Genomic DNA, 19,088 nt, shown 5'->3' with positions numbered 1-19,088 from the left:
ATACGCTTTAAAGACCGCCTTGGAAAAGGCATAAAGGAGTGAAGAATGAAAAAAATTCTTTCCATGATCTTGTTTGTTTCAACAATTCTCTTTCTTGGAGATTGCTCTTCCGAGGCGAAAAAAAGCGAACCGGCTTATCAACCTAATTCGGATCTTCGCACAGTAGAAGCTAGCATGATTAAAGAAGGCGATAAAAGGTTGAAGGCCGAAGCATTATTGGGTACGCCGACTGTCGAGGAAAATACTCAAGACGGATCCTTGCTAGAATGGTATCTAGAATCGACTACTTATCAAAAGAATTCTTACAAGACTTTAGCCGAAAAACCTTCTAGAATCAACGATGATACCAAGTTCATTAGAGTTGTCGTCGATAAGAAAGGCGTTATTAAAAAATACGAATATAAACTTTAATTCGCATTTTATACGTTCTATTTTACGAAAGGCCGCTAAACTTTGCGGCCTTCTTTTATCAAATATCGTCTTCTAATATATCTAAACCCGTAAAGCCGATTAGAAAATCCAGCAACTCCGCCAAGTTAAATCCGATACGAATTCCATAGCGAGCCCCTATATAGAGTTCTAATTGAAATAGAAATGCCTTCGGATAATCGTCCTTATTAAGAGGGTTTTCCATTAAAAAGTTTTGAAGTGCTTCGTTCTTTTTATTCGGGTCTAGATTTTCAATATACTTTCGAAAGAAGGCCTCTTTCTTTTGTTTTCGCCTTTCTTCGACGGGAATATTATAGAACTTTAGATATCGTATGTCGAAGCTTTTCGCTTTTTGTCTTTCATCAAGATTGTCTATTTCCGAGTTCTCAGTATTATCATTTTCCTCTTCCGGGAGTTCCGGAAATAGTAATACGGGATTCGCGCTACTATCCTCGGTGGGTTGGACTTCCACATCGGGAGCTTTCGGAACTGGAGCAGCGGCTTTAACTCCTTTAGGAAGTGCATGAAATTTATCGCTTCCTAAGATTCCGAAGATGAGTTGTTGTGAGCGATAGGATCCAATGCTGCCTCCTCGGATTCCGTATCCAGCCCCTAAATTCTTCTTTCCAGGCTCCGTTTCCCCGCCTTGAAAAACGAATCCTGCGGCTAACGGGCCGATTCTAACTCCGAGACCATAACCGGGGTTCTCAATTCCGGCCGTAAATACGTCTTGAAGATCATTCTTTCTTTGTGACCAGTATGTCGCACAATTGAAACAGAAAACGAAACTCAATAAAATCGAAAATATTCGAAAAGGAATTTTCATGAAGTAGGGAGCGGAAAATGATAAGAAGGAAACTTCCCATTCAAAGTATGGCTCTCGAACAAAACTTGGGTCTAATCGCGGGAAGGCAACCTGAAAACTCAAAATTGATTTATTGGTTTTCTTCTCCGAATCTTAAATGAAACTATCCCGGAAGTTAGAATTTTGTTACGGAAAGAACCGATGAGCGAGATAGAAAATTCCGAAATCCTTTATCCAAATGTGGCTGTGTTTGGAGGAGGGCCGATGGGGGTTTTTCTGTCTACCGTCGTTTCTGCAAAGGCCGATCGGGTATTTTTGTGGTATGGGGATCGTAAAAAAGCCGAACGAATACAGAAGGATAGATCGGCGGAACTTCTGGATGATAATGTATCTCTCCCGCATAATGTGACCGTGGTTTATGATACCGATTTTCTATCAACCGAATCTTGGGTTATCGTTTCCGCTGTCCCGTCTAGATTAAAAGAAAACATAATCGACCGTATTTGCGCTTCCCTTTCTCCAAATGAAAATCATCTAATTCTTTCATTTACGAAAGGAATCGTTTCAAGTTCAACTCGACGGAAAACCGGAAGTATTACATTTTCCGATTATTTACTTTATACGAAAGATAGATTGAACATTTCCAATCTCGAATACGCGTCTATAGCGGGGCCCAATCTTCTTTCCGAAATGAGCAAGGATCAACATAGTTTTTTTTCCGTCGCTTCGACCGGAAAAAGAGCTTCTTTTGTCGTGGAAGAATTATTCTCCGGTTCGCATAATCATACGAAGACTTACGATGATATACGCGCGATTGAAATTATAGGCGTTTTAAAAAATCCTATAGCTATCGCTTGCGGTATTGCCAGCGGAATTCCCGAATGTGGGAGCAATTTTGAAGGCGAATTAATCCGTCTCGGATTTTCGGAAATTTTAGATTTACTGAAGGCTTTGGAACTTCCTACGAAATCCGCTATGGAGTTCGGACTTGCAGATCTGATCACGACTTCAACGTCTCGTTCGAGCAGAAACCGAGCGTACGGCCAAAGATTTGTACGTAAACTGATATCCGGGGAAGATGAGCCGAATCTATTGGAGCGGCTGGAGCTCTTTTTTAATCCAAAGGAATTCATTCAAAAAGAGGTGATTCAAAGCGAATCTCATGTAGAAGGAGCATATTCGCTATCGACGATTTTGGATTTAGCTCACGAAAAAAACGTTTCGCTTCCCCTATTCACTACGCTATTCGAAATTTTAACTAGAAAAGTTTCGCCGACACAGATCATTCGATTTGTATCAAAATCCGCTAGCGACGAGATCCGAACGATCTCAAAATTTGCCGGCAAGCGCTCCGGTTTATCTTTAGCTTCGGGGCAGGAGTTTCAATATGCTCTGAGACGAAGAGTTCTCAGACATATAAACTCGCAACCAGGAATGGCCGATCGTATTTTGAAGCAATCGGGCCTACAAATTAAGGCTTTAGAAAAGAGATACGAAGAGGCTATTGAAAATAAATCGGGTACCGATTTTGCGCAACTTCCGAAAGAAATCCAACTTTGGAAAGAGACCAATAGAGCCTACGAAACGAGAGGCGCTAGAGATTTAGAAAGGATCGTCGAATTTTACGTTTCTGAAATTGCGGATGACTATCGCCCATTTTTGCGGGAGTCGTTAATACATTTGGTGGCTCCCGCGCGCTTTGCAATCGGAGGCTTTAAACCGGGAGGAGGTCTTCCTAAGATCGGCGGGTGTGTGAAGGAGGTTAAATCTCTTGCCTCCCGATATGATATTCTCTATACGCCGACTCATAGGTCTCATTTAGATTCCATTGAAGTTGCATTCGGACTTCGATGGTTAGGGTTACCTGTTCCAAGATACGCGGCGGACAAAAAAGTTATGGGAACGCCCGGGTTAGCGAGAGTGCTAAAGGCTCTTGGCGCTTACATGGTAGATAGGAAGAGAAATCGGAACCTTCTATATTTGGATTGTTTGACCCAATATTCTACGATGATGCTGGAAGCTGGAATTCCAACATTGGTCTATCCCGAAGGAACTCGTTCTCGGACAGGCGGAATCATTCCGATAAAGACCGGAATTCTTTCCACTTCGGTGGAAGCATTTAAGCATACCGGTAGCGAAGTGCTAGTGGTTCCAATCGTATTGTCCTATGAGAATGTTCCGGAAGATATCGAATTTACCGGAAAAGAGGAGCATCTTTCGTTTAAGGATTTTTTGTTCAAGAGAACGGAAGTGTTTATGGATCTATGTGAACCGATTCCCGTTTCGAGATATATTCACGAAGACGATCCGACTTTATCCATATCGCTGGAAATAACTCGCTCATGGCAGGCGCATCATCGGATTCTACCGAATCAACTCGTCGCTAAATTAATTATGGAAGAGGGCGGAGAGATCGGTCTGAATGATTTAAGATCGCTCATTTCCGAGACGATTCTATCCCGTAAAGGAAACTATCTTACTAAGGAAGCGGATGAAATTCTAAATCGTGGAATTAAAGTCTTGAAAGGAAGAGGTTTTATACGCGTTGAACGGGATATCGTCGTAGCGAAGGATCGGGAACTCTTGGAATATTACGGGAATATGGTTCCCGATCCTACTTAATCTATTCCACTTTTATCTTGGAAGCGATTAAGATCGCCCTTTTCCTCAACGAAGATATGGATTCTTCTTTGCCCGAATAAGCCAAAGCCACTCCCATTCTCCTGTATTTTCTTGTTAACGGTTTGCCGAAGATTCTAAAATCAGAGTCGGGCATTTCGGAGGCTATATCCAATCCTTTAACTATAGGAACGCTACCATCCGTTTCGGAAAGAATTACTGCGCTTGCTCCTTTCCGAACTAAAGCGATCTCGGGAATCGGTAAACCGAGAATAGCTCTTAAATGCAATTCGAATTCGTTAAAGGTTTGTGTTCCCGCAAGAGTTACCATTCCTGTATCATGAGGACGCGGAGAAAGTTCTGAAAAATAGACTTCACTCCTTGTCAGAAAAAATTCCACACCCCAAATCCCGAAGCCGCCCAATTCTCTCGTGACTTTGTCGGCCATTTCTTGCGCTGCTTTCAATTGCGAATATGAGATTTCTGCGGGTTGCCAACTTTCTTGGTAATCACCCCTTTCTTGTCGATGGCCGATTGGAGGACAAAATAGAGTTTTTCCGGATTTTTGAGTTACCGTTAACAATGTTATTTCCGATTCGAAAGGAATAAATTCCTCCACAATGATTTCAGATGCTCCTGCCCTACCTTTCGTTTGAGACGCCGTCCAGGCATTTTCTATTTCTTGGACGGAGTGTATAACGGATTGTCCTTTTCCGGAAGAGGACATGAGAGGTTTGACTACGCAAGGAATTCCAAGATTCTGCACTGCTTGCTTCAGCTCATCTAGACTAGTTGCGTACGAGTATTTCGCTGTTCTTAAATTGAGGGATTTTGCCGCCAAATCGCGAATGGATTTTCGATTCATCGTAAAATTCGCCGCTTTAGCGCTCGGTACGACGTGATATCCTTTCGATTCATATTCGTACAAACGCTCAGTCCGAATCGCTTCGATTTCCGGAACGATGAGATCGGGTTTGTGTTTTGCGACGATGCGATCCAGCGCCGATCCGTCCAGCATATCGACGATTTCCCTTTCATGGGCGACTTGCATGGCTGGAGCTCCATCATAGCTATCCACTGCGATTACGTATTGCCCGAGTCTTTGGGCTGCGATGACGAATTCTTTTCCCAATTCGCCGGAACCGAGAAGGAGTATTTTCTTTTGCATAGGGTTTGAGGAAAGGATTTCCGAGAGGCGGTAGGAAAGGGAAGGAAAAAATCGGCTTGTTCCGCACAACAAACCGATCAGGATAGATTTGCTATCTGGGATTCTGAACTTTCTTCTTGGTGCTAATTTGAAAGTTTTTATATTCCACAAAATCTATATCCTTTTTATCCAATCGAAAAACCCCTTGCGGAGAGTGAAGGATAAGAGTATCTCCGATTTGGGTAACAATTGCCCCGTTCAATTGAGTTTTATCCGTTTTATGGACCCTTTCGAGGACGTTATAAAAATTATGAATTTCCATTTCCGATTCCAGATTTTTCGAAGCTGCTTCGGATTCAATTTTGGAAAAGGCGGAATTTAGCTTTTTCTCATGGTCTTTGCGAATCGAATCCGTCAACGATATTGATTCGTTTTTATTTTCGGAATTAAGAGTTTGATCGATGAATTCCTGGTCCACGCTTACTAGGGTTTCCAGTTCCGCTTTTTCTTGAGGGCTAATTTCGATAGAATTTTTCGAATAAGATTTCACATATTCTTTCTCATCGATTTCAAGAATCTCGTTTTTCCCTTTGTTCGATTCGATACGTGTCAACACGAGCTGGACTAAATCTTCGAATTTCGGCTTTACGGAAGCTTCTTCATTTTCCGCTATCACGACTTCGTTTTCGGATAGGAATTGCTGGAATTTTTGTAACGAAGGTTTTTGAGCGATCGCTTCTCCCGTTATTTCCTGGCTCATCGGAAGTTTTAGAGTCATTGCAACTAGGCCCTCGTATACTTTGATTTTCGGGAGTTCTCCCTCTCCGATTTCAAATGAAAATGCGGTTCCGCGAACCGCCGCGATTGCAGTCGGTGCGGAAATTCTAAAGCCTTCATTGTTTCTTAATTTTCCGGTCCGAATTAAGACCCCGCCGGCACGAAGCGCTAAGTTCACGTCACGAGATTCATTACTTTGAAATGAGTCCAATCTTAGTTTGCTGAATGGTCGAACGCGAATGATCTGTCCTTCTACGGTTTGAATATCAATCGATCCCGAATTTGTTATGATCTCATCCAGAGGTTGAAGAACCGAGCCGGTTTGCAACGGTAGTTGTTCGGCTTCTCGATAAGCTTGAACAGGGCCTGTATGGAATACTACTACGGCGCCCGACTTCGGGTTTCTTCCGGAGATCCAATTCCTTATTTTAGAACAAGATAATAGAATTCCGATTAGTAGCAAAGTAATCCAGAAGGGACGAACCGCAAAGTTCCAAATTTTCATTTCTTGCGCACCTTTATAACGTAATAAGTAACAACTGGCTCGAGTGTTCTTTTTAGATTTTCTTAGAAAACGGAACTTAACAATAAAAAATTGCCGAAATCGATTCCCGCCGTCTAAAGATGAAATGTCTTGTTTTCGCTCGGTTTATAAGTTATTCCTCGTATTGAGCTTCTTTCTTTGTCTTGCATCGGAAGGAATTGCTGATTCGACTCCTTCCCGAATCGTGCGCTTTTCCGGAACTGCCTACGAGTTGGAAACCGGAAAATTATTGTATAGGGATATGCATGAAGAGTTTTGGGAGAACGGGAAGCATACGCGCTCCGTTGTCCGATATGTAGATCCCGAAGGTAAGATATTTGCTACGAAGCGAATCTCATTCCTAAGAAATCGATCATTACCCGATTTTAATTTACAGGATTTAAGAGACGGCTATTTGGAAGGCGGAGAACTTGAATCAGGAACACGGGTTCGATTGTTTGCAAGACGTAAAAAGGAAGATCCTATTAAAGAGAAAGTTGTGGATGGCGGAGATTTATCCGCTCTCGATGGAGGGTTCGATTATTTTGTGGATGATCATTGGAACGAACTCTTGGCAGGGAAGAGAATTGCCTTTAGAATTTTTGTTCCGGTCGAATTGGATACGTTCCGATTCTACGTGGAAAAAACGAAATCCGAACCATATATGGGAAAGCCGGCGCTCTTCTTACGGATGAGAATCGAAAGCTCGATATTGTCGGTCTTTGTCAAACCGATAGACTTGATTTACGATATGGAAAGTAGACGAATTATGGAATATAAAGGAACTAGCAATATCAATAATGAGAAAGGAAAAAGTTATATTGTGAGAATCGTCTACGACTTTCGATGAGAGTAATTGTAATTCAGGGCTAAAATCCGAATCGCCAGTAAGCAATTCCCAATATTCCGATTTCACGACTTAGTTTAATCCAATCGGTCTCATCTAAAATCAAACTCGATACTTCGAATTCGTTCTCTATCATGTAAATGCCGTCCTCGTTCTGTCCTAACTTTGCCATTCTAATTGAATCCGTTTTTCGAGTTATTATATTCGGTTTTGATCTTCCTTTTTTCCAAGAATATCCGTAGAGAGGAAGACCAAGCCAAATTTGATTAGGGGCATACGTTTTTCTGAGTAAAACCGTATTTTCTTTAGCCCAGGACAATCGAGTGACGGGGCCCGGTTTTGTTCTAGGGGAATGAAAATCGTAAGCCATAAGAACGACTTCATCGACCAGGTTCGCATGAAAAACGCCTTGATGAAACTCAGCAAGGTCGGTCGGAAAATGAATTTGCGGAAACAGAGCGAGAGTCAGAAGCTTACCTTTCTTTCGTAAACTAGGCCGGAGTTCCTTTAGGAAATTCTTAAACTCATCGGATAGGGAAGAGGGTAATCCTTCCACATCTAAATGGATTCCTGCGTATGCCGGATGTTCGGAAAGAAATCGGAGTAAAGCTTCATGCATTTCATGTTTCTTTGCTGCGATCTTGAGCAGTGACGCACCGGTTTTAGGTTTGAATGTAATTAGGGGGATCCAGCGAACCCCTTTGGAAAGCCCTAAAGTTAATAGTTGCTTCGGGGGATTGCTATATCGTATTTTTCCGTCGCCTTGAATTACGGTACCTGTAAAACAAATAGTTACATCGGGGCGCAAATGCTCCTTCCAAAACGACAAATCTTTGCTTTCTAAATCTTCCTCCAGCACATAAAGCCAGATTGGCGAATGTCGTTCGGCTGATAAGGGACATAGAAAAAAGCATGAGACGACAAACAATAAAATATAAAAGAGAGAAAAGCGGATCATTTCTTCGTCCCGTAATATTAGGGAAACCTATTTAGGATTTTTCTTCAATCCTGATTGTCCGTCCTCCGATTTTATAAGAAGGACCGGAACGACGGGATTGGGAAGGATGCGAACGATGGCTCTCATAAACACAGGAACCGAGGAATTAATCCGAGACGGGTTAGAGAGACTCGGATTACTCTCCCCGTCTAAAAAGGCAGAAGTTTCATTTTATTCTTCTAGCCTCTTTGAGCTATATTCGGTCAAGTTACAAGACGGTTCCAGAATCGCGGTAAAAGTCATACCAAAAAAGGAAATGGCCGAAGCGGAAGCGGAAGGTCTTGAGCAACTTTGCAGACTAGGAGTTCGTGTTCCGGAATGTTTTGGAACGGTGAATTTAGGAAAAGTTTCCCTTCTTGCCATGGAATTTGTCGAAACCGGTTCCTCTGCTCGCTTTCGCGAGGATCTGATCGCAAGTCTTAAGAATTTATATCGCGGTGAATTCGGATCCTGGGGTTGGAAACGCGATAATTTTATAGGGTCCCTTCCGCAGCGGAACGGTTGGTTTTCAAGCTTCGAAGAATTTTTCTGGCAAGATCGCCTAAAACCTCAAATAGAATTAGCACAAACTAGAAAGCTCCTCACCGAGAAAGATATAATATCCATCCGAACGGTTTTCGATAAGTTTACCGACGAATGGGGATTAAATCGAATACAGCCGAGAATGATTCACGGAGACTTATGGTCCGGTAATGTATTACAGGGAAAGAATGGGCATGCGTACTTGATCGATCCGTCCGTTGCCTATTCCCACCCCGAACAAGATTTGGCAATGCTGCAGTTGTTCGGTAGCCCTATCAACATAGAAGATATGCAGGATATTATCTCCACTTGCGGATTGGATGATCCTATGCATCTTAAAGATAGAATTCAATTTTGGCAAATCTATCCCGTCTTAGTTCATGTGAATCTTTTCGGCGCATCTTACCTAACCAGCTTACGACATATTCTGCGGTACTACGGTACAATTTAATACTTTTCTTGAAGGATTCTTCCCGTCATAGTCTTTGGGAGGAAGCAATAGATTTTCGGAGAAGATCCGTTTGACCAAATCATTAAAACCTGGGAAGGCAGGGGAGCTTTCCTCTAAAGCAAAACCATCCGAGTTAGAACCGAGAAAGGCTCCCTCTCAAAAGCGCGCCATTCAACGCGTACAAAATATATTGGATGTCGTTGCTTCCCTTTTAGATGAAGTCGGAGCGGAAGCTATCACGACTAATCTGATCGCGCAAAAAGCCGAAATTCCCATCGGTTCCTTATACCAATATTTTCCGAATAAGCATGCGATTTTAAACGCCGTTGGTAAGCGACATCTTGAGCGGGTAAATGCCATGTTCATGGGTTTTCTTTCGGTCGAAGTGGATGATACCGGTTGGCCGGAACTGATTGATAATGTAATCGACGCGTTTGCTAATCTTTACTTAACCGAACCGGGATTCGTGCCTCTTTGGTCGAACATCAAAATGGATCCCGAGTTGGTCGAGATCGACCGAGAAAATAATCGTTACATCGCTTCCAGCGTTTCAAATTTATTTTCTCGGATCGTCCCAGGAATGAAGGAAAATCCGGAGGCAGAAATCATTTCTCGAATCATTGTGGAGGTAACCGATTCAGTTTTATCTCGTTGGTTGCGAGAAAAGGAAGATCCGGTTCTTGCCGAAAGCATTCTGCGAGAACTAAAGGTCATGTTGAAAGCGTATCTGACTCATTATATCGAAGGGAGAACACTGTGAGAGCGTTCATCTTCGAATTTCCGCTTACTGCGTTCTTTGTTTTACTTATTACAATTTCTCAAATCGTACTGAACGCTTTCGTTCCGAACGAAATGCTCGAAGCGTTCTTTATCAGTCGTCCGGGAGAATTCTATCCCTGGAAGTGGATCGGGATGGCGTTCCTTCACGCGGATTTCACCCATTTGTTCTGGAACATGCTTTTTCTTTTTTTCTTGGGAAGAATCGTTGAATATAAAGTGGGAAAAGCAAAGTGGCTTTTGTTTTTCTTTATGGGGGCTTTTATTTCCGGATTTTTAGATTCGTTAGTAAGAGGATTGTTTCTGGACGATTCCAGTCCTGCAATCGGGGCTTCCGGAGCCGTTTCAGGATTAGCCGCCGTTGCCGCTCTTTTGTCCCCCTTTTCTATGCGCATTCGAAAGCGAAACTATCCGTTTCCTATTTTTGCTCTCGCGTGGCTTATGGTATACTCGGATATAACAAACCTATTTGCGAGAGACCAGGTGGCTCATTGGGCCCATCTAGGCGGATTTTTATCAGTAGTATTCGCGGCCTATTTTTTGAATAATAAAGAAAGGCAGCAATTGCATACCGGATTCGTATTGAATCTAGTATTCGTAATCCTGCTTCTAATACTCGGATTTCTCGTAGGAGGCAGATAGTTGGAAATCGTGCAATTTTCAGCATTTGAATACAATCGGGACGATACTTTTTCGGTATCCGAATATCGCATGGAAGGGACGGAGACGGACGGTTGGAAGATTTTCCGCAATCAGGATCTTTACCTCTCTCTTGGGAAAGGATATAAACTTCTTAAAACGGAACTTTGCGGAATATGTTCGACCGATTTAGACCGGCGATTTCTTCCGTTCGCGCTACCGCAAGTCATAGGTCATGAAGTATTGGCTTCCGATCCGGCAACGGGAAAAAAATTCGCATTAGAAATTAATGATACGGTAGTTTCAAGGGGGGAGGAAGAGGATTCGTTTTGTAAGCGAGGTCTTTATACGCATAGTCCCAGTCGTCAAGTTTTAGGCATCGATCGGTTGCCCGGGGGGTTCGGAAAATTCGTATTGGCTCCCGTAGGGGCTTTGGTGGATGTCGAAACTCTTGACGATAGAGAGGCGATTCTACTGGAACCGTTTGCGGCCTCGTTGCATGGCGTGGAAGTTTCCTTGGAGAATGCCTCCGATAAACCGAAACGAATTGCCGTCATAGGCCCAAGACGATTGGGATCATTAGTATTGGCGGGACTCGAGTTATACAGAAAACAAAAAAATCTGGATTATAAAATCGTTGCCATCCTTCGCAGAAGCGAGCTGAAAGCGACGTCTTTTGGGGTCGGTGCGGACGAAGTGTTCGTCTTTCCGGGTTTGGATAGGAATTCGAGAGATTCGCTTAAAGGGGAACGTTATTATAAGGAGTCGTCTTCCAATCCGGAAGAAGTCTCTTGGAACAATCTACACGATACGTTCGATATCGTATTCGATACAACCGGGGCAATCGATGGTCTGGAACTTTGTATGGATTTAACTCGTAAGGAAATCCATCGCAAGACTACGAACGGACAAGCTTCCCTCGGAATTTCAAATTTGACGGAGCTCGTAGTCGATGAACTCTCGATTTTACCGCTACAAAAAGGATTTCAGAATCTTTCTTGGGGAATGAATTCCGCTCCGGAGACTTGGGTCTTTTTAGAGAAGGGAATTCGACTCTCCACCGAAGAACAGAAATGGATCGACGAGGCTCGTGAAGCCCATACCAAATTTTATTCCGGTTCGATCTTAGAAGGGGAATCTTTTTTAAAGTCTCAGGAATTTACCGGTGATCTGCACCGATTTGATTTTGCGATTTTGAAATCGGTTTCCTCATTGGACTTAGCAATCAGGCCCGGCGCTAAGGAAGCCTCTTCCTTGCTTAGGCCGAGAGGTTTTATTCTGATCCCCGTCGATTCGGGAATATCCGAATCCAATCCGTTTCTGCATTGGGTCGTTCGAGGGGGAGTCTTACGAACTAGCCGATGCGGGGATTTTCGCAAAACTCTTTCTTTTCTAGCTCAGGAAAAAGGTTTTTTAAAGAATGTTTCCGACCATCTGCTCGGCGGGGAGTTTTCCGCTTTGGATCTTCCGAAAGCTTATGAAGAGGCGAGAAAACCGACTAAGATAAAAGTGATTGTCAGACACGACCCATATTGATCGATTATCCGAGGTCCCCTTGGAGGGGAAATTTTTGAACAAGCACGGTTTTTTCCAAATTACGCAAAAGGTTTTTTTAAGAAGGGGATCCGAACTTCTGATCCTGAGAGACCGAAAATCGGGATACGGTGATTTGCCCGGCGGACGAATGAATGAGGACGAGTTCTATGGAGATTGGCAGGAAAGTCTTTCTCGGGAACTGGCGGAAGAAATGGGAAACCGATGTGAAATTAAAGTTCATCCGAGACCTCTCTTCGTGCACAAGCACAGAGTAAGTGAAGGCAATCATCCTTGTGTCATCATCGCCTACCATGCCGAGTTTATTGGAGGAGAAATCATGCTCTCGGACGAACATGATTTCATTTCTTGGGTCGATGCAAAAACCTACGATCCACGAGGATTGTTTTTCGAATATATGTTGGATGCGATTTTGTTGTACCAAAAGGAATATGTTCCTCTTTTGCCGAACGGAAAATTAGAATTAGGAGGACGAATCCTTTGAATCCATTTTGGAGAAATGCAATCGCTTCCCTTTTCTTAGTTCCGATTTTTTTCGGAATCGGTTGGCTCTTATCGGGAAAGACGATAGGAGATGAAGATTTTATATCCGGTTTGCCTCGGAATGAGATCCGGTTTTATTCTTCCGGGTATAACCGAAAATCCGGAAACATTCTCTTACTCCAACTGGAATTTAAGCCTGAATATTATTCGAAGGAAGATCGCTTACGGGACTGGCTTGAAAAACCCCTTATTATCGCAAAAGAAAAGGGATTGTTGGACAAATCGACGATCGTCGTTTATCCTCCGGAAATTGGAAATTATTTATTTCTAGTTGGGCAGCGTTCGGAAGTATTCCAAGCGGAATCCGAAATCGGATCCTGGAAGCGAGCGGTTTTTTTTACAAGAATCTCTTATAACGGATTGAGAAACGGTTTATTTTTCGAGGACGAGATCGCTAATTTTCTCGCCAAAACTTCGGTTGAAAGATATCAGCGGATTTTTGCCACGCTTTCGAAAACTTACGGAGTAAATATCCTTGCCGGTTCTATCGTACTTCCTTCCCCGAAGATAGCGGAAGATCTTATTTCGATTGCTCCCGGAAATTGGGAAGAACGAGCTTATCTTTTTACTCCGGAGGGAAAACTCCATAATGACTCCTTAAAAAGAACGAAATTTAAGGACGGTTCGTTATCGCTTTATTTAAATTCCCGATCGAATAAGATCGAGTTCGGAGTCTGGACGATTCCGTTCAATTTTGCCAAGCTGGGTTTTCTTTACGGCGAAGAATTCGGATCTCCGGAGATGGAAGATATCGTAAAGAAAACTTTCGTTTCCCGTTGGGTGGTCTTGGGAGCTCCCACGGAGGAAGGAAAATTTCGGGATTGGATTTCAAAATCAAATTTCGAAACAAGCTGCGAGATATCGTTCTCCGGTAATGCTTGGGATCGAAAACTGCCGGGAACAAGTTTCACAAAAACTAGATATGGTAATCCCGAGCCTAAAGAAAACGAAAGAGGAACGGTTCTTTTGAATATCTATCTTTAACGAATTTTATTTATTTCGAACTTCTTCGTAGAGTTTCAAAAGTGTCCAGTCGTCATCCGTAAATTCCAGGCCGGTCAGATAGAGCCCACCTACCTCCGTCTCACAAAGAATTTTCTCCGGATGAACGATCCAAGTTCTTTCGCATAGCAAGGGCAGCACTTGGCTTTTTCTTAATGGACCCCATAAATGCACTTTACCCGAGTAATTGGATAAGTACTCGTTCTTCGCGTTTAATTTCCACGGATTCGATTCTTTTCTACTTACGGTAAAGAGTTTCGTAACACTGGGTTTCCCTTTACCGTATTGAAGTCTTCTCAAATGGAGGCGGCCGATCGTTCCGCCTAAATAAAAGGCCGAATCACCGGGACCATAATAAAGCAGAGGGCTTATCACTTCTTGATCGAGCTTATCCGCACTTCTCTTATCAGGTTGAAAGTAATAGAGCGTATAGGATCCGGCGTTTCCGGAAAACAGCAGAAAATCCTTTCCAATCGGATATAAAAAGAATCGGGATTTTAGATTCGGAAACGGTGGAACTATTTTCTCCTTACTCAAAACAAGTTTCGGAGTTCTCGGTTCTATCGTCCGTTCTTCATACAATTGATTGTCTACGAAGTAAAAAATCTTAGATCCGTCGTCGGAGATTCCGCCTCGATTACGGCAGGAAATCTGGGCGCCGGATTCGTAAAGCAGGGAATTGTCCGTTAGAGAAATTGCAAATAGTCGGCAGCCGGTCGCCATCGGATATTCGGAAAGCGCAAACTTTGCATTCAGCGAAACCGCCATCGAAGCCGGAATTTCATCCAGTTTTTTAGTTTCCGTTCGTCCTTCTAATAGATCCTTGACGGTCAATTTATTATCTTCCACGTAAACCAAACGCTTTCTATCATGAGAAAGTTCCACGATCCGAACGGATTCGGGCTTTTCCTCCGATAGAATTTCATCGTCCGATTTCGGATGAAGGAGATAGTTCTTTAAGAGCTCGGTAGCTTTCTCGTACTTTTCCTCTTCCACAAGTCCTTGAATTTCTTCGATTAGACTTTCCTGTTTGCTTTTGCAATTCGTTAGAATGAAGAGGAGCAAAATAGGAAGGACAAAAATTCTCCGTAATGAATCGGAATTATTCATGCTGGTCAGGCTATTTCCTCCGCCCATGGTTCGTCAGAAGGAACTGAAATGATTTCTTTTGAAAATACGCTTTGCGCACGACTCGCGATTTTCCGGGTTTCACTGTAAGAGAGACCTCCTGAAACGGCGGAGCCAAGTATCGGGAGCCAAAAATTCTTCTTTTTAACCTTAGGCATTTTTGAGCTACTCAAGGCCTTTGCGACTCCGAGAATTCCTTGGCTGAGCAATTTCCATGTAGCAGGTCTAACTAGTATTCTCGCACCGACTTCTTTTAATAAATTCCTGAAAAAGGAGGTTTTATCTTTAAAGAGACAGTATGCCATCAGTTCGGAAGTAACTTGCGATTCTTTGCCGTATAATGCGGCTATATCTTTTACGAGTTTGCCTTGGATTCGAAGGACCAAAAAAATTTCCGGCGCCACCGTCACGGCTCCGATTCCACCTGTAGGTAACGAGAGAGCAGCGCTTGCAAGAGCAGTTTGGATCGAGGCCCTCTGGGTTAAGCTTTGTATAAAATCGGAGGGTTCGCCGATTGTCTTAGCGTACGGACTTCTATAGGAGTTTAACCCGGACAGAAGTGAGAGGATTCGGTCGGAAACCTCGGAAAGAAGCGAATTATAGTTTTCCATGGAAGAGAGTGGGGTATTAAGGCAATGGGAACCTGTTTCTATGTTAGATAGACTAGAAAAAATACAACAAAAATACCTGAAAATCTCGGATGAACTGACCACAGCGTCCAATCCTGACGATTTAAAGCGGCTTTATAAGGAACGGTCTCGTCTCACTCCTTTATTTGAAAAGATTTCAGAGTACCAAAAATTAATTCAAGATAGAAAAGACGCCGATGAGCTTCTCAAAACGGAAAAAGATGGGGAAATGCGTTCCATGTATGAAGAGGAGAAACGATCGGCTTCGGAACGAATCGAATTCCTTGAAAAAGAACTGGAAGTGATGTTGCTCCCTCCCGACCCAAATTCCGGCAAAAATATTTTGGTGGAAATACGTGCCGGAACCGGCGGTGACGAGGCGGGACTATTTGTAGCCGATTTATACCGGATGTATACCAAATACGCCGATAAACAGGGAATCAAACACGAAATTATCGACTCTTCCCCGACAGGAATCGGCGGGCTAAAAGAAATCGTTTTTGCTTTAGAGAACGAACGAGCCTACGATCTTTTTAAATTCGAAGCGGGAACTCACCGTGTCCAACGTATTCCTGCAACCGAATCAGGTGGACGAATCCATACGAGCGCCGTAACCGTCGCAGTTTTACCGGAAGCCGAAGAATCGGAAATTAATATCAACGAAAACGATCTGCGAATCGACGTTTATCGTTCCTCGGGATCAGGCGGACAGCACGTAAACACTACCGACTCGGCGGTGCGGATCACACATATCCCGACCGGTATCGCTGTCGCCTGCCAAGACGAGAAATCGCAGCATAAGAATAAAGCAAAAGCGATGCGAATTTTAAGCGCTCGTATCTTGGAAAAGCAGGCTGAAGAAAAGAAAGCGGCCGCAGATGCATTGAAAAAGCAAATGGTCGGAACCGGGGATCGTTCGGAAAGAATTCGGACATACAACTTTCCCCAGGGACGCTGCACTGATCATCGCATCGGCTTTACGAGTCATAACCTTTCTGGTATAATGGAAGGCGACTTAGATGATTTAATAGGTGCCTTAACGGAAGAAGATAGAGCCAAGCGACTGGCAGAATCCCAAGCTCATTAGGAAAAGCTTCGGTTTATTGGGTTGAAGTTTCCGGGTTCGGGTTTGCGATGGTAGACGGATCATGTTAAAGGAAGTTGAAGAGTCATTTCGAAGAATTTGCGGCGAAAGAATCCCGTTTTCCAATATTCACGCTGTATCGATGAGCCTTCCCCAGGTGCTAGACGTTGTAGGCTATGAAGAAAAGCGAGTCGAAACTCTTTCCCGTTTAAAGGCCGGTTATCCTAGATTCGTAGCTCATGCTTACGTCGAAAAAATCCTAGATTATAATCGGGAAACAAAAGGAGTCGAGGGTCCTCAATTCATCCTAAATTCTCGAAAAGCCGCCGAGCATATTATCGATCTTTTTAAGATAGAGAACGCTGTCATTTTCGAAGATGAGGGAATCGTTACATTAAAGATTCCCGCCGGGAAAGAGAAAGAGGGCGAGGTTCTCTCCTTTATACAACATACAGGATGTCTTGTCTCTTCTCGGAAGGCAGAGGATTATCTATTTAAGAAAGGACTTATCGATTCTATATATCCTGAAGAAACACGCACGCAGGATGCGGAGAGCCGGATCATTCGCGATCTTAAAGACTTATATCCTGGAAAAAATTTGGAAGTCTTTCTTACGAATTCCGGGATGAACGGAATTTATACCGCCTTCAAAGTTCTTGATGAGATTCGGGCTAAGGAGGGGAAAGATCTTTGGCTTAGACTCGGCTGGCTATATGTGGATAATATTAGAATATTGGAAAAGTATTCACGCGGCTCTCATATTTTTCACGAGGTTGGAGATCTTACCGAGTTAGAGGAATTCCTGGAAAAAGAAGGAGATCACGTCGCGGCGATTTTAACGGAGTCTCCAACTAATCCGCTAATACAAGTTCCGGATTATCCTAAACTTAAGGAATTGCTAGCGCGATACGGAATCCCCTTAGTAGCGGATATTTCAGTAGCCGGATCGGCTGTAGTTGATTTATCTCCGTTTGCCGACGTGATTGTCGAAAGCTTGACTAAGTTCGCGTGCGGGCACGCAGACGTGATGATGGGCGCTGTCTTTTTAAATCCTGCTTCGCGGTATTTTCATCAATTGAAGGATCGATGTCTTGATTTTACCGAGCGACCCTATGTTCGCGATATGCAACGTATGGCTTTCGAGGTGGAAGGATACCAGGAAAGAGTTAAAGCGATCGGTAAAAATGCCGCAATTCTCGCCGAGTTTTTCCAAAAGCATCCTAAAATCAAAGCAGTGCATTGGAGCGGCTCCGAAGAAAATCACGGAAATTTTTCTAAAATCGCCCGAGATAAAAATCTTCACTGCGGTGTGATCACGATAGAACCCGGTATTCCTCTAGAACAGTTTTATAACTCCCTGGAACTTTTAAAAGGTCCAAGCTTCGGCACCGAATTTACATTAAATATGCTTTATATGTATTTGGCGCATTATGAACTCGTCTCCACTGAAGCCGGACGAGGATTCTTGAAAGAAGTCGGACTAGATCCGAGTCTGGTGAGAATTTCGGTCGGGCGAGAAAATCCGGATCTTCTCATGGCCGAATATAAAAAAGCCCTAGGTGATTAAACTAAGGCTTAAATTTTTGAATTATTCTCGATTCAAAGGACTTAGAGAATAACGCTTACACGGCCGATCGGGCGAACGCTTGAGTCGTTCGTGTTTCCGATGGAAGTTGTAAAACCTTTTTGTATAAAAAAGGAAATATTCCGAACTTTCCGATCCCGAATATGTAGATCGCGATGACGGAAGACAGCACGCCGATAAACCAACCTAGCTGGTGAATGAGTAAACTAGAAACAATCGCAAAACCGAGCGAACCTACGAATACCGTCGCAAAGAAAGCGACTGTTGATCCTATCGCCGAAGGTGATGATACGATGGGAAGCTCAGGAGAAACGGAGGTCTCCCATCCTTCCCGTTCGATCTTTAGCAAGGATACGATCAAAGTCGGGATTAGGATAATTCCCATCGCATATAAGGTGATGGCAACGTCCGATAAAAGCCAATGTTGAGCGGTTAACCAAGTCCAATCGTTTTGAAAAGCATCCTTGGTCGGAGAGAAAAATCTCATATAACCGGATCCGTCCCACCCATGAACTAGCAGGAAAAACATTCCGAAATAACCGAGAGGAATTTGAAGATATGCCTGGAAGGCTTTTCCTGCTTTCAGGAGAGCCCAAACTACCCAGAAACCTAAAATTCCCTGTGAAATATTCGTTAAGCCGAATAGCGCTACAAGCCAGCCGGGCATTCCTTTATCGCCGGCATGCATCGTTTCCCAACTTGTAAACTGCCAAACAAGGTACAGACCTGATGGTGCGAATAGCAGCGATAAATACAGCAGATTCGCTATGAAATACGTATTCTTCCAAAAAGAAACCGGCTTTTGTTTTTGAGAAACCGAAGCCAGGCTTCCCGGAGCCGTTTCTCCTTCTTGTAATTTTCTGATTTGCCTGGCGGCTGCGATAGCGTAACCGGCTCCTAATCCGTACGACCAAAAAACGTCTACTTGAACCATTTCAATTATCTCCAAAAGGAATTGAATAAAGAATGACATGTCATTCAGTTTTGTCAATACGGAAATCGTAAAATTAGGGAGTTGGATTTGAAAAAG

The 19,088-nt window shown here is 43.3% G+C and carries 18 protein-coding genes; 11 read left to right on the top strand and 7 right to left on the bottom strand.

Translation table 11 applies throughout. The annotated features are described in order from the left end of the window. Window positions 1–45 precede the first annotated feature (45 nt). A complete protein-coding gene (locus LEP1GSC058_RS13415) occupies window positions 46–411 on the top strand; it encodes an LIC13410 family lipoprotein (protein WP_016549849.1) in 366 nt (121 codons plus the stop codon). A gap of 58 nt (window positions 412–469) precedes the next feature. On the opposite strand, the gene LEP1GSC058_RS13410 is transcribed toward LEP1GSC058_RS13415, so the two are convergent. Further along, window positions 470–1,255 carry an LIC13411 family adhesin gene (locus LEP1GSC058_RS13410; RefSeq protein ID WP_016550624.1) on the bottom strand — a complete coding sequence of 262 codons (786 nt, stop codon included), beginning with the start codon at window positions 1,253–1,255 and terminating at the stop codon, window positions 470–472. Window positions 1,256–1,435: 180 nt separating this feature from the next. Here LEP1GSC058_RS13410 and LEP1GSC058_RS13405 point away from each other — a divergent pair, with 180 nt between their 5' ends. Continuing rightward, window positions 1,436–3,856, top strand: coding sequence for a 1-acyl-sn-glycerol-3-phosphate acyltransferase (locus tag LEP1GSC058_RS13405; protein WP_039948384.1), 2,421 nt, complete (start codon window positions 1,436–1,438; stop codon window positions 3,854–3,856). 1 nt (window position 3,857) lies between these two features. On the opposite strand, the gene purT is transcribed toward LEP1GSC058_RS13405, so the two are convergent. Together purT and LEP1GSC058_RS13395 are read right to left on the bottom strand one after the other, a co-directional pair. Then, a complete protein-coding gene (purT, locus tag LEP1GSC058_RS13400) occupies window positions 3,858–5,021 on the bottom strand; it encodes a formate-dependent phosphoribosylglycinamide formyltransferase (RefSeq protein ID WP_039948383.1) in 1,164 nt (387 codons plus the stop codon). 91 nt (window positions 5,022–5,112) lie between these two features. Beyond that, entirely contained in the window at window positions 5,113–6,282 is a 1,170-nt protein-coding gene (locus LEP1GSC058_RS13395; RefSeq protein ID WP_016549754.1) for a FecR family protein, read from the bottom strand. Window positions 6,283–6,406: 124 nt separating this feature from the next. Between LEP1GSC058_RS13395 and LEP1GSC058_RS13390 the strand changes: the two genes are divergently transcribed. Beyond that, the gene (locus tag LEP1GSC058_RS13390) at window positions 6,407–7,150 is read left to right on the top strand and encodes a hypothetical protein (protein ID WP_039948382.1); all 744 of its coding nucleotides are present in this window, start codon (window positions 6,407–6,409) and stop codon (window positions 7,148–7,150) included. Between the two features lie 19 nt (window positions 7,151–7,169). Here LEP1GSC058_RS13390 and LEP1GSC058_RS13385 read toward each other — a convergent pair whose 3' ends face one another. Next, window positions 7,170–8,105 (bottom strand): glycosyl hydrolase family 18 protein, encoded by a 936-nt coding sequence (locus LEP1GSC058_RS13385; protein ID WP_016550118.1) that lies wholly within the window; start codon window positions 8,103–8,105, stop codon window positions 7,170–7,172. A gap of 115 nt (window positions 8,106–8,220) precedes the next feature. Between LEP1GSC058_RS13385 and LEP1GSC058_RS13380 the strand changes: the two genes are divergently transcribed. The 6 genes from LEP1GSC058_RS13380 to LEP1GSC058_RS13355 all read left to right on the top strand — a co-directional run bounded on the left by LEP1GSC058_RS13380 (window position 8,221) and on the right by LEP1GSC058_RS13355 (window position 13,614). Continuing rightward, window positions 8,221–9,117: a fructosamine kinase family protein gene (locus LEP1GSC058_RS13380; RefSeq protein ID WP_016550312.1), complete on the top strand. Its 897-nt coding sequence runs from the start codon at window positions 8,221–8,223 to the stop codon at window positions 9,115–9,117. 70 nt (window positions 9,118–9,187) lie between these two features. Further along, window positions 9,188–9,877, top strand: a complete 690-nt coding sequence (locus tag LEP1GSC058_RS13375; RefSeq protein WP_016549545.1) for a TetR/AcrR family transcriptional regulator — start codon at window positions 9,188–9,190, stop codon at window positions 9,875–9,877. Continuing rightward, window positions 9,874–10,536 (top strand): rhomboid family intramembrane serine protease, encoded by a 663-nt coding sequence (locus tag LEP1GSC058_RS13370; protein ID WP_016550574.1) that lies wholly within the window; start codon window positions 9,874–9,876, stop codon window positions 10,534–10,536. Before LEP1GSC058_RS13375 ends, LEP1GSC058_RS13370 begins: the two co-directional genes overlap by 4 nt. After that, window positions 10,537–12,069: an alcohol dehydrogenase catalytic domain-containing protein gene (locus LEP1GSC058_RS13365; protein ID WP_016549722.1), complete on the top strand. Its 1,533-nt coding sequence runs from the start codon at window positions 10,537–10,539 to the stop codon at window positions 12,067–12,069. It abuts the gene before it with no gap. A 34-nt stretch (window positions 12,070–12,103) separates the two neighbouring features. Beyond that, complete coding sequence (locus LEP1GSC058_RS13360) at window positions 12,104–12,571, top strand: NUDIX domain-containing protein (RefSeq protein WP_039948644.1); 468 nt, start codon at window positions 12,104–12,106, stop codon at window positions 12,569–12,571. Further along, window positions 12,568–13,614, top strand: a complete 1,047-nt coding sequence (locus LEP1GSC058_RS13355; protein ID WP_016550852.1) for a hypothetical protein — start codon at window positions 12,568–12,570, stop codon at window positions 13,612–13,614. The genes LEP1GSC058_RS13360 and LEP1GSC058_RS13355 overlap by 4 nt, the downstream gene beginning before the upstream one ends. Before the next feature lie 6 nt (window positions 13,615–13,620). Here LEP1GSC058_RS13355 and LEP1GSC058_RS13350 read toward each other — a convergent pair whose 3' ends face one another. Next, window positions 13,621–14,742 (bottom strand): hypothetical protein, encoded by a 1,122-nt coding sequence (locus tag LEP1GSC058_RS13350; protein ID WP_016549859.1) that lies wholly within the window; start codon window positions 14,740–14,742, stop codon window positions 13,621–13,623. A gap of 5 nt (window positions 14,743–14,747) precedes the next feature. Beyond that, window positions 14,748–15,371: a hypothetical protein gene (locus LEP1GSC058_RS13345; RefSeq protein WP_016550615.1), complete on the bottom strand. Its 624-nt coding sequence runs from the start codon at window positions 15,369–15,371 to the stop codon at window positions 14,748–14,750. 40 nt (window positions 15,372–15,411) lie between these two features. Between LEP1GSC058_RS13345 and prfA the strand changes: the two genes are divergently transcribed. Both prfA and LEP1GSC058_RS13335 read left to right on the top strand, forming a co-directional pair. After that, window positions 15,412–16,476 carry a peptide chain release factor 1 gene (gene prfA / locus LEP1GSC058_RS13340; protein ID WP_016550121.1) on the top strand — a complete coding sequence of 355 codons (1,065 nt, stop codon included), beginning with the start codon at window positions 15,412–15,414 and terminating at the stop codon, window positions 16,474–16,476. Between the two features lie 61 nt (window positions 16,477–16,537). Next, entirely contained in the window at window positions 16,538–18,040 is a 1,503-nt protein-coding gene (locus LEP1GSC058_RS13335) for a PLP-dependent transferase (RefSeq protein WP_016550854.1), read from the top strand. Between the two features lie 55 nt (window positions 18,041–18,095). Here LEP1GSC058_RS13335 and LEP1GSC058_RS13330 read toward each other — a convergent pair whose 3' ends face one another. Further along, the gene (locus LEP1GSC058_RS13330; RefSeq protein ID WP_016549918.1) at window positions 18,096–18,992 is read right to left on the bottom strand and encodes a hypothetical protein; all 897 of its coding nucleotides are present in this window, start codon (window positions 18,990–18,992) and stop codon (window positions 18,096–18,098) included. Window positions 18,993–19,088: the final 96 nt, after the last annotated feature.

This window comes from Leptospira fainei serovar Hurstbridge str. BUT 6, assembly GCF_000306235.2.
Taxonomy (GTDB): Bacteria; Spirochaetota; Leptospiria; order Leptospirales; family Leptospiraceae; genus Leptospira_B; species Leptospira_B fainei.
Note: the sequence above shows the minus strand (reverse complement) of the source record. Positions and strands in the feature narration are given on the sequence as shown.

Coding starts and splice junctions, on each gene's coding strand:
- LEP1GSC058_RS13405 (WP_039948384.1), top strand. CDS start 1,436: ATGAGCGAGATAGAAAATTCCGAAATCCTTTATCCAAATGTGGCTGTG.
- LEP1GSC058_RS13380 (WP_016550312.1), top strand. CDS start 8,221: ATGGCTCTCATAAACACAGGAACCGAGGAATTAATCCGAGACGGGTTA.
- LEP1GSC058_RS13410 (WP_016550624.1), bottom strand. CDS start 1,255: ATGAAAATTCCTTTTCGAATATTTTCGATTTTATTGAGTTTCGTTTTC.
- LEP1GSC058_RS13395 (WP_016549754.1), bottom strand. CDS start 6,282: ATGAAAATTTGGAACTTTGCGGTTCGTCCCTTCTGGATTACTTTGCTA.
- LEP1GSC058_RS13390 (WP_039948382.1), top strand. CDS start 6,407: ATGTCTTGTTTTCGCTCGGTTTATAAGTTATTCCTCGTATTGAGCTTC.
- LEP1GSC058_RS13345 (WP_016550615.1), bottom strand. CDS start 15,371: ATGGAAAACTATAATTCGCTTCTTTCCGAGGTTTCCGACCGAATCCTC.
- purT (WP_039948383.1), bottom strand. CDS start 5,021: ATGCAAAAGAAAATACTCCTTCTCGGTTCCGGCGAATTGGGAAAAGAA.
- LEP1GSC058_RS13335 (WP_016550854.1), top strand. CDS start 16,538: ATGTTAAAGGAAGTTGAAGAGTCATTTCGAAGAATTTGCGGCGAAAGA.
- prfA (WP_016550121.1), top strand. CDS start 15,412: ATGTTAGATAGACTAGAAAAAATACAACAAAAATACCTGAAAATCTCG.
- LEP1GSC058_RS13415 (WP_016549849.1), top strand. CDS start 46: ATGAAAAAAATTCTTTCCATGATCTTGTTTGTTTCAACAATTCTCTTT.
- LEP1GSC058_RS13350 (WP_016549859.1), bottom strand. CDS start 14,742: ATGAATAATTCCGATTCATTACGGAGAATTTTTGTCCTTCCTATTTTG.
- LEP1GSC058_RS13330 (WP_016549918.1), bottom strand. CDS start 18,992: ATGGTTCAAGTAGACGTTTTTTGGTCGTACGGATTAGGAGCCGGTTAC.
- LEP1GSC058_RS13385 (WP_016550118.1), bottom strand. CDS start 8,105: ATGATCCGCTTTTCTCTCTTTTATATTTTATTGTTTGTCGTCTCATGC.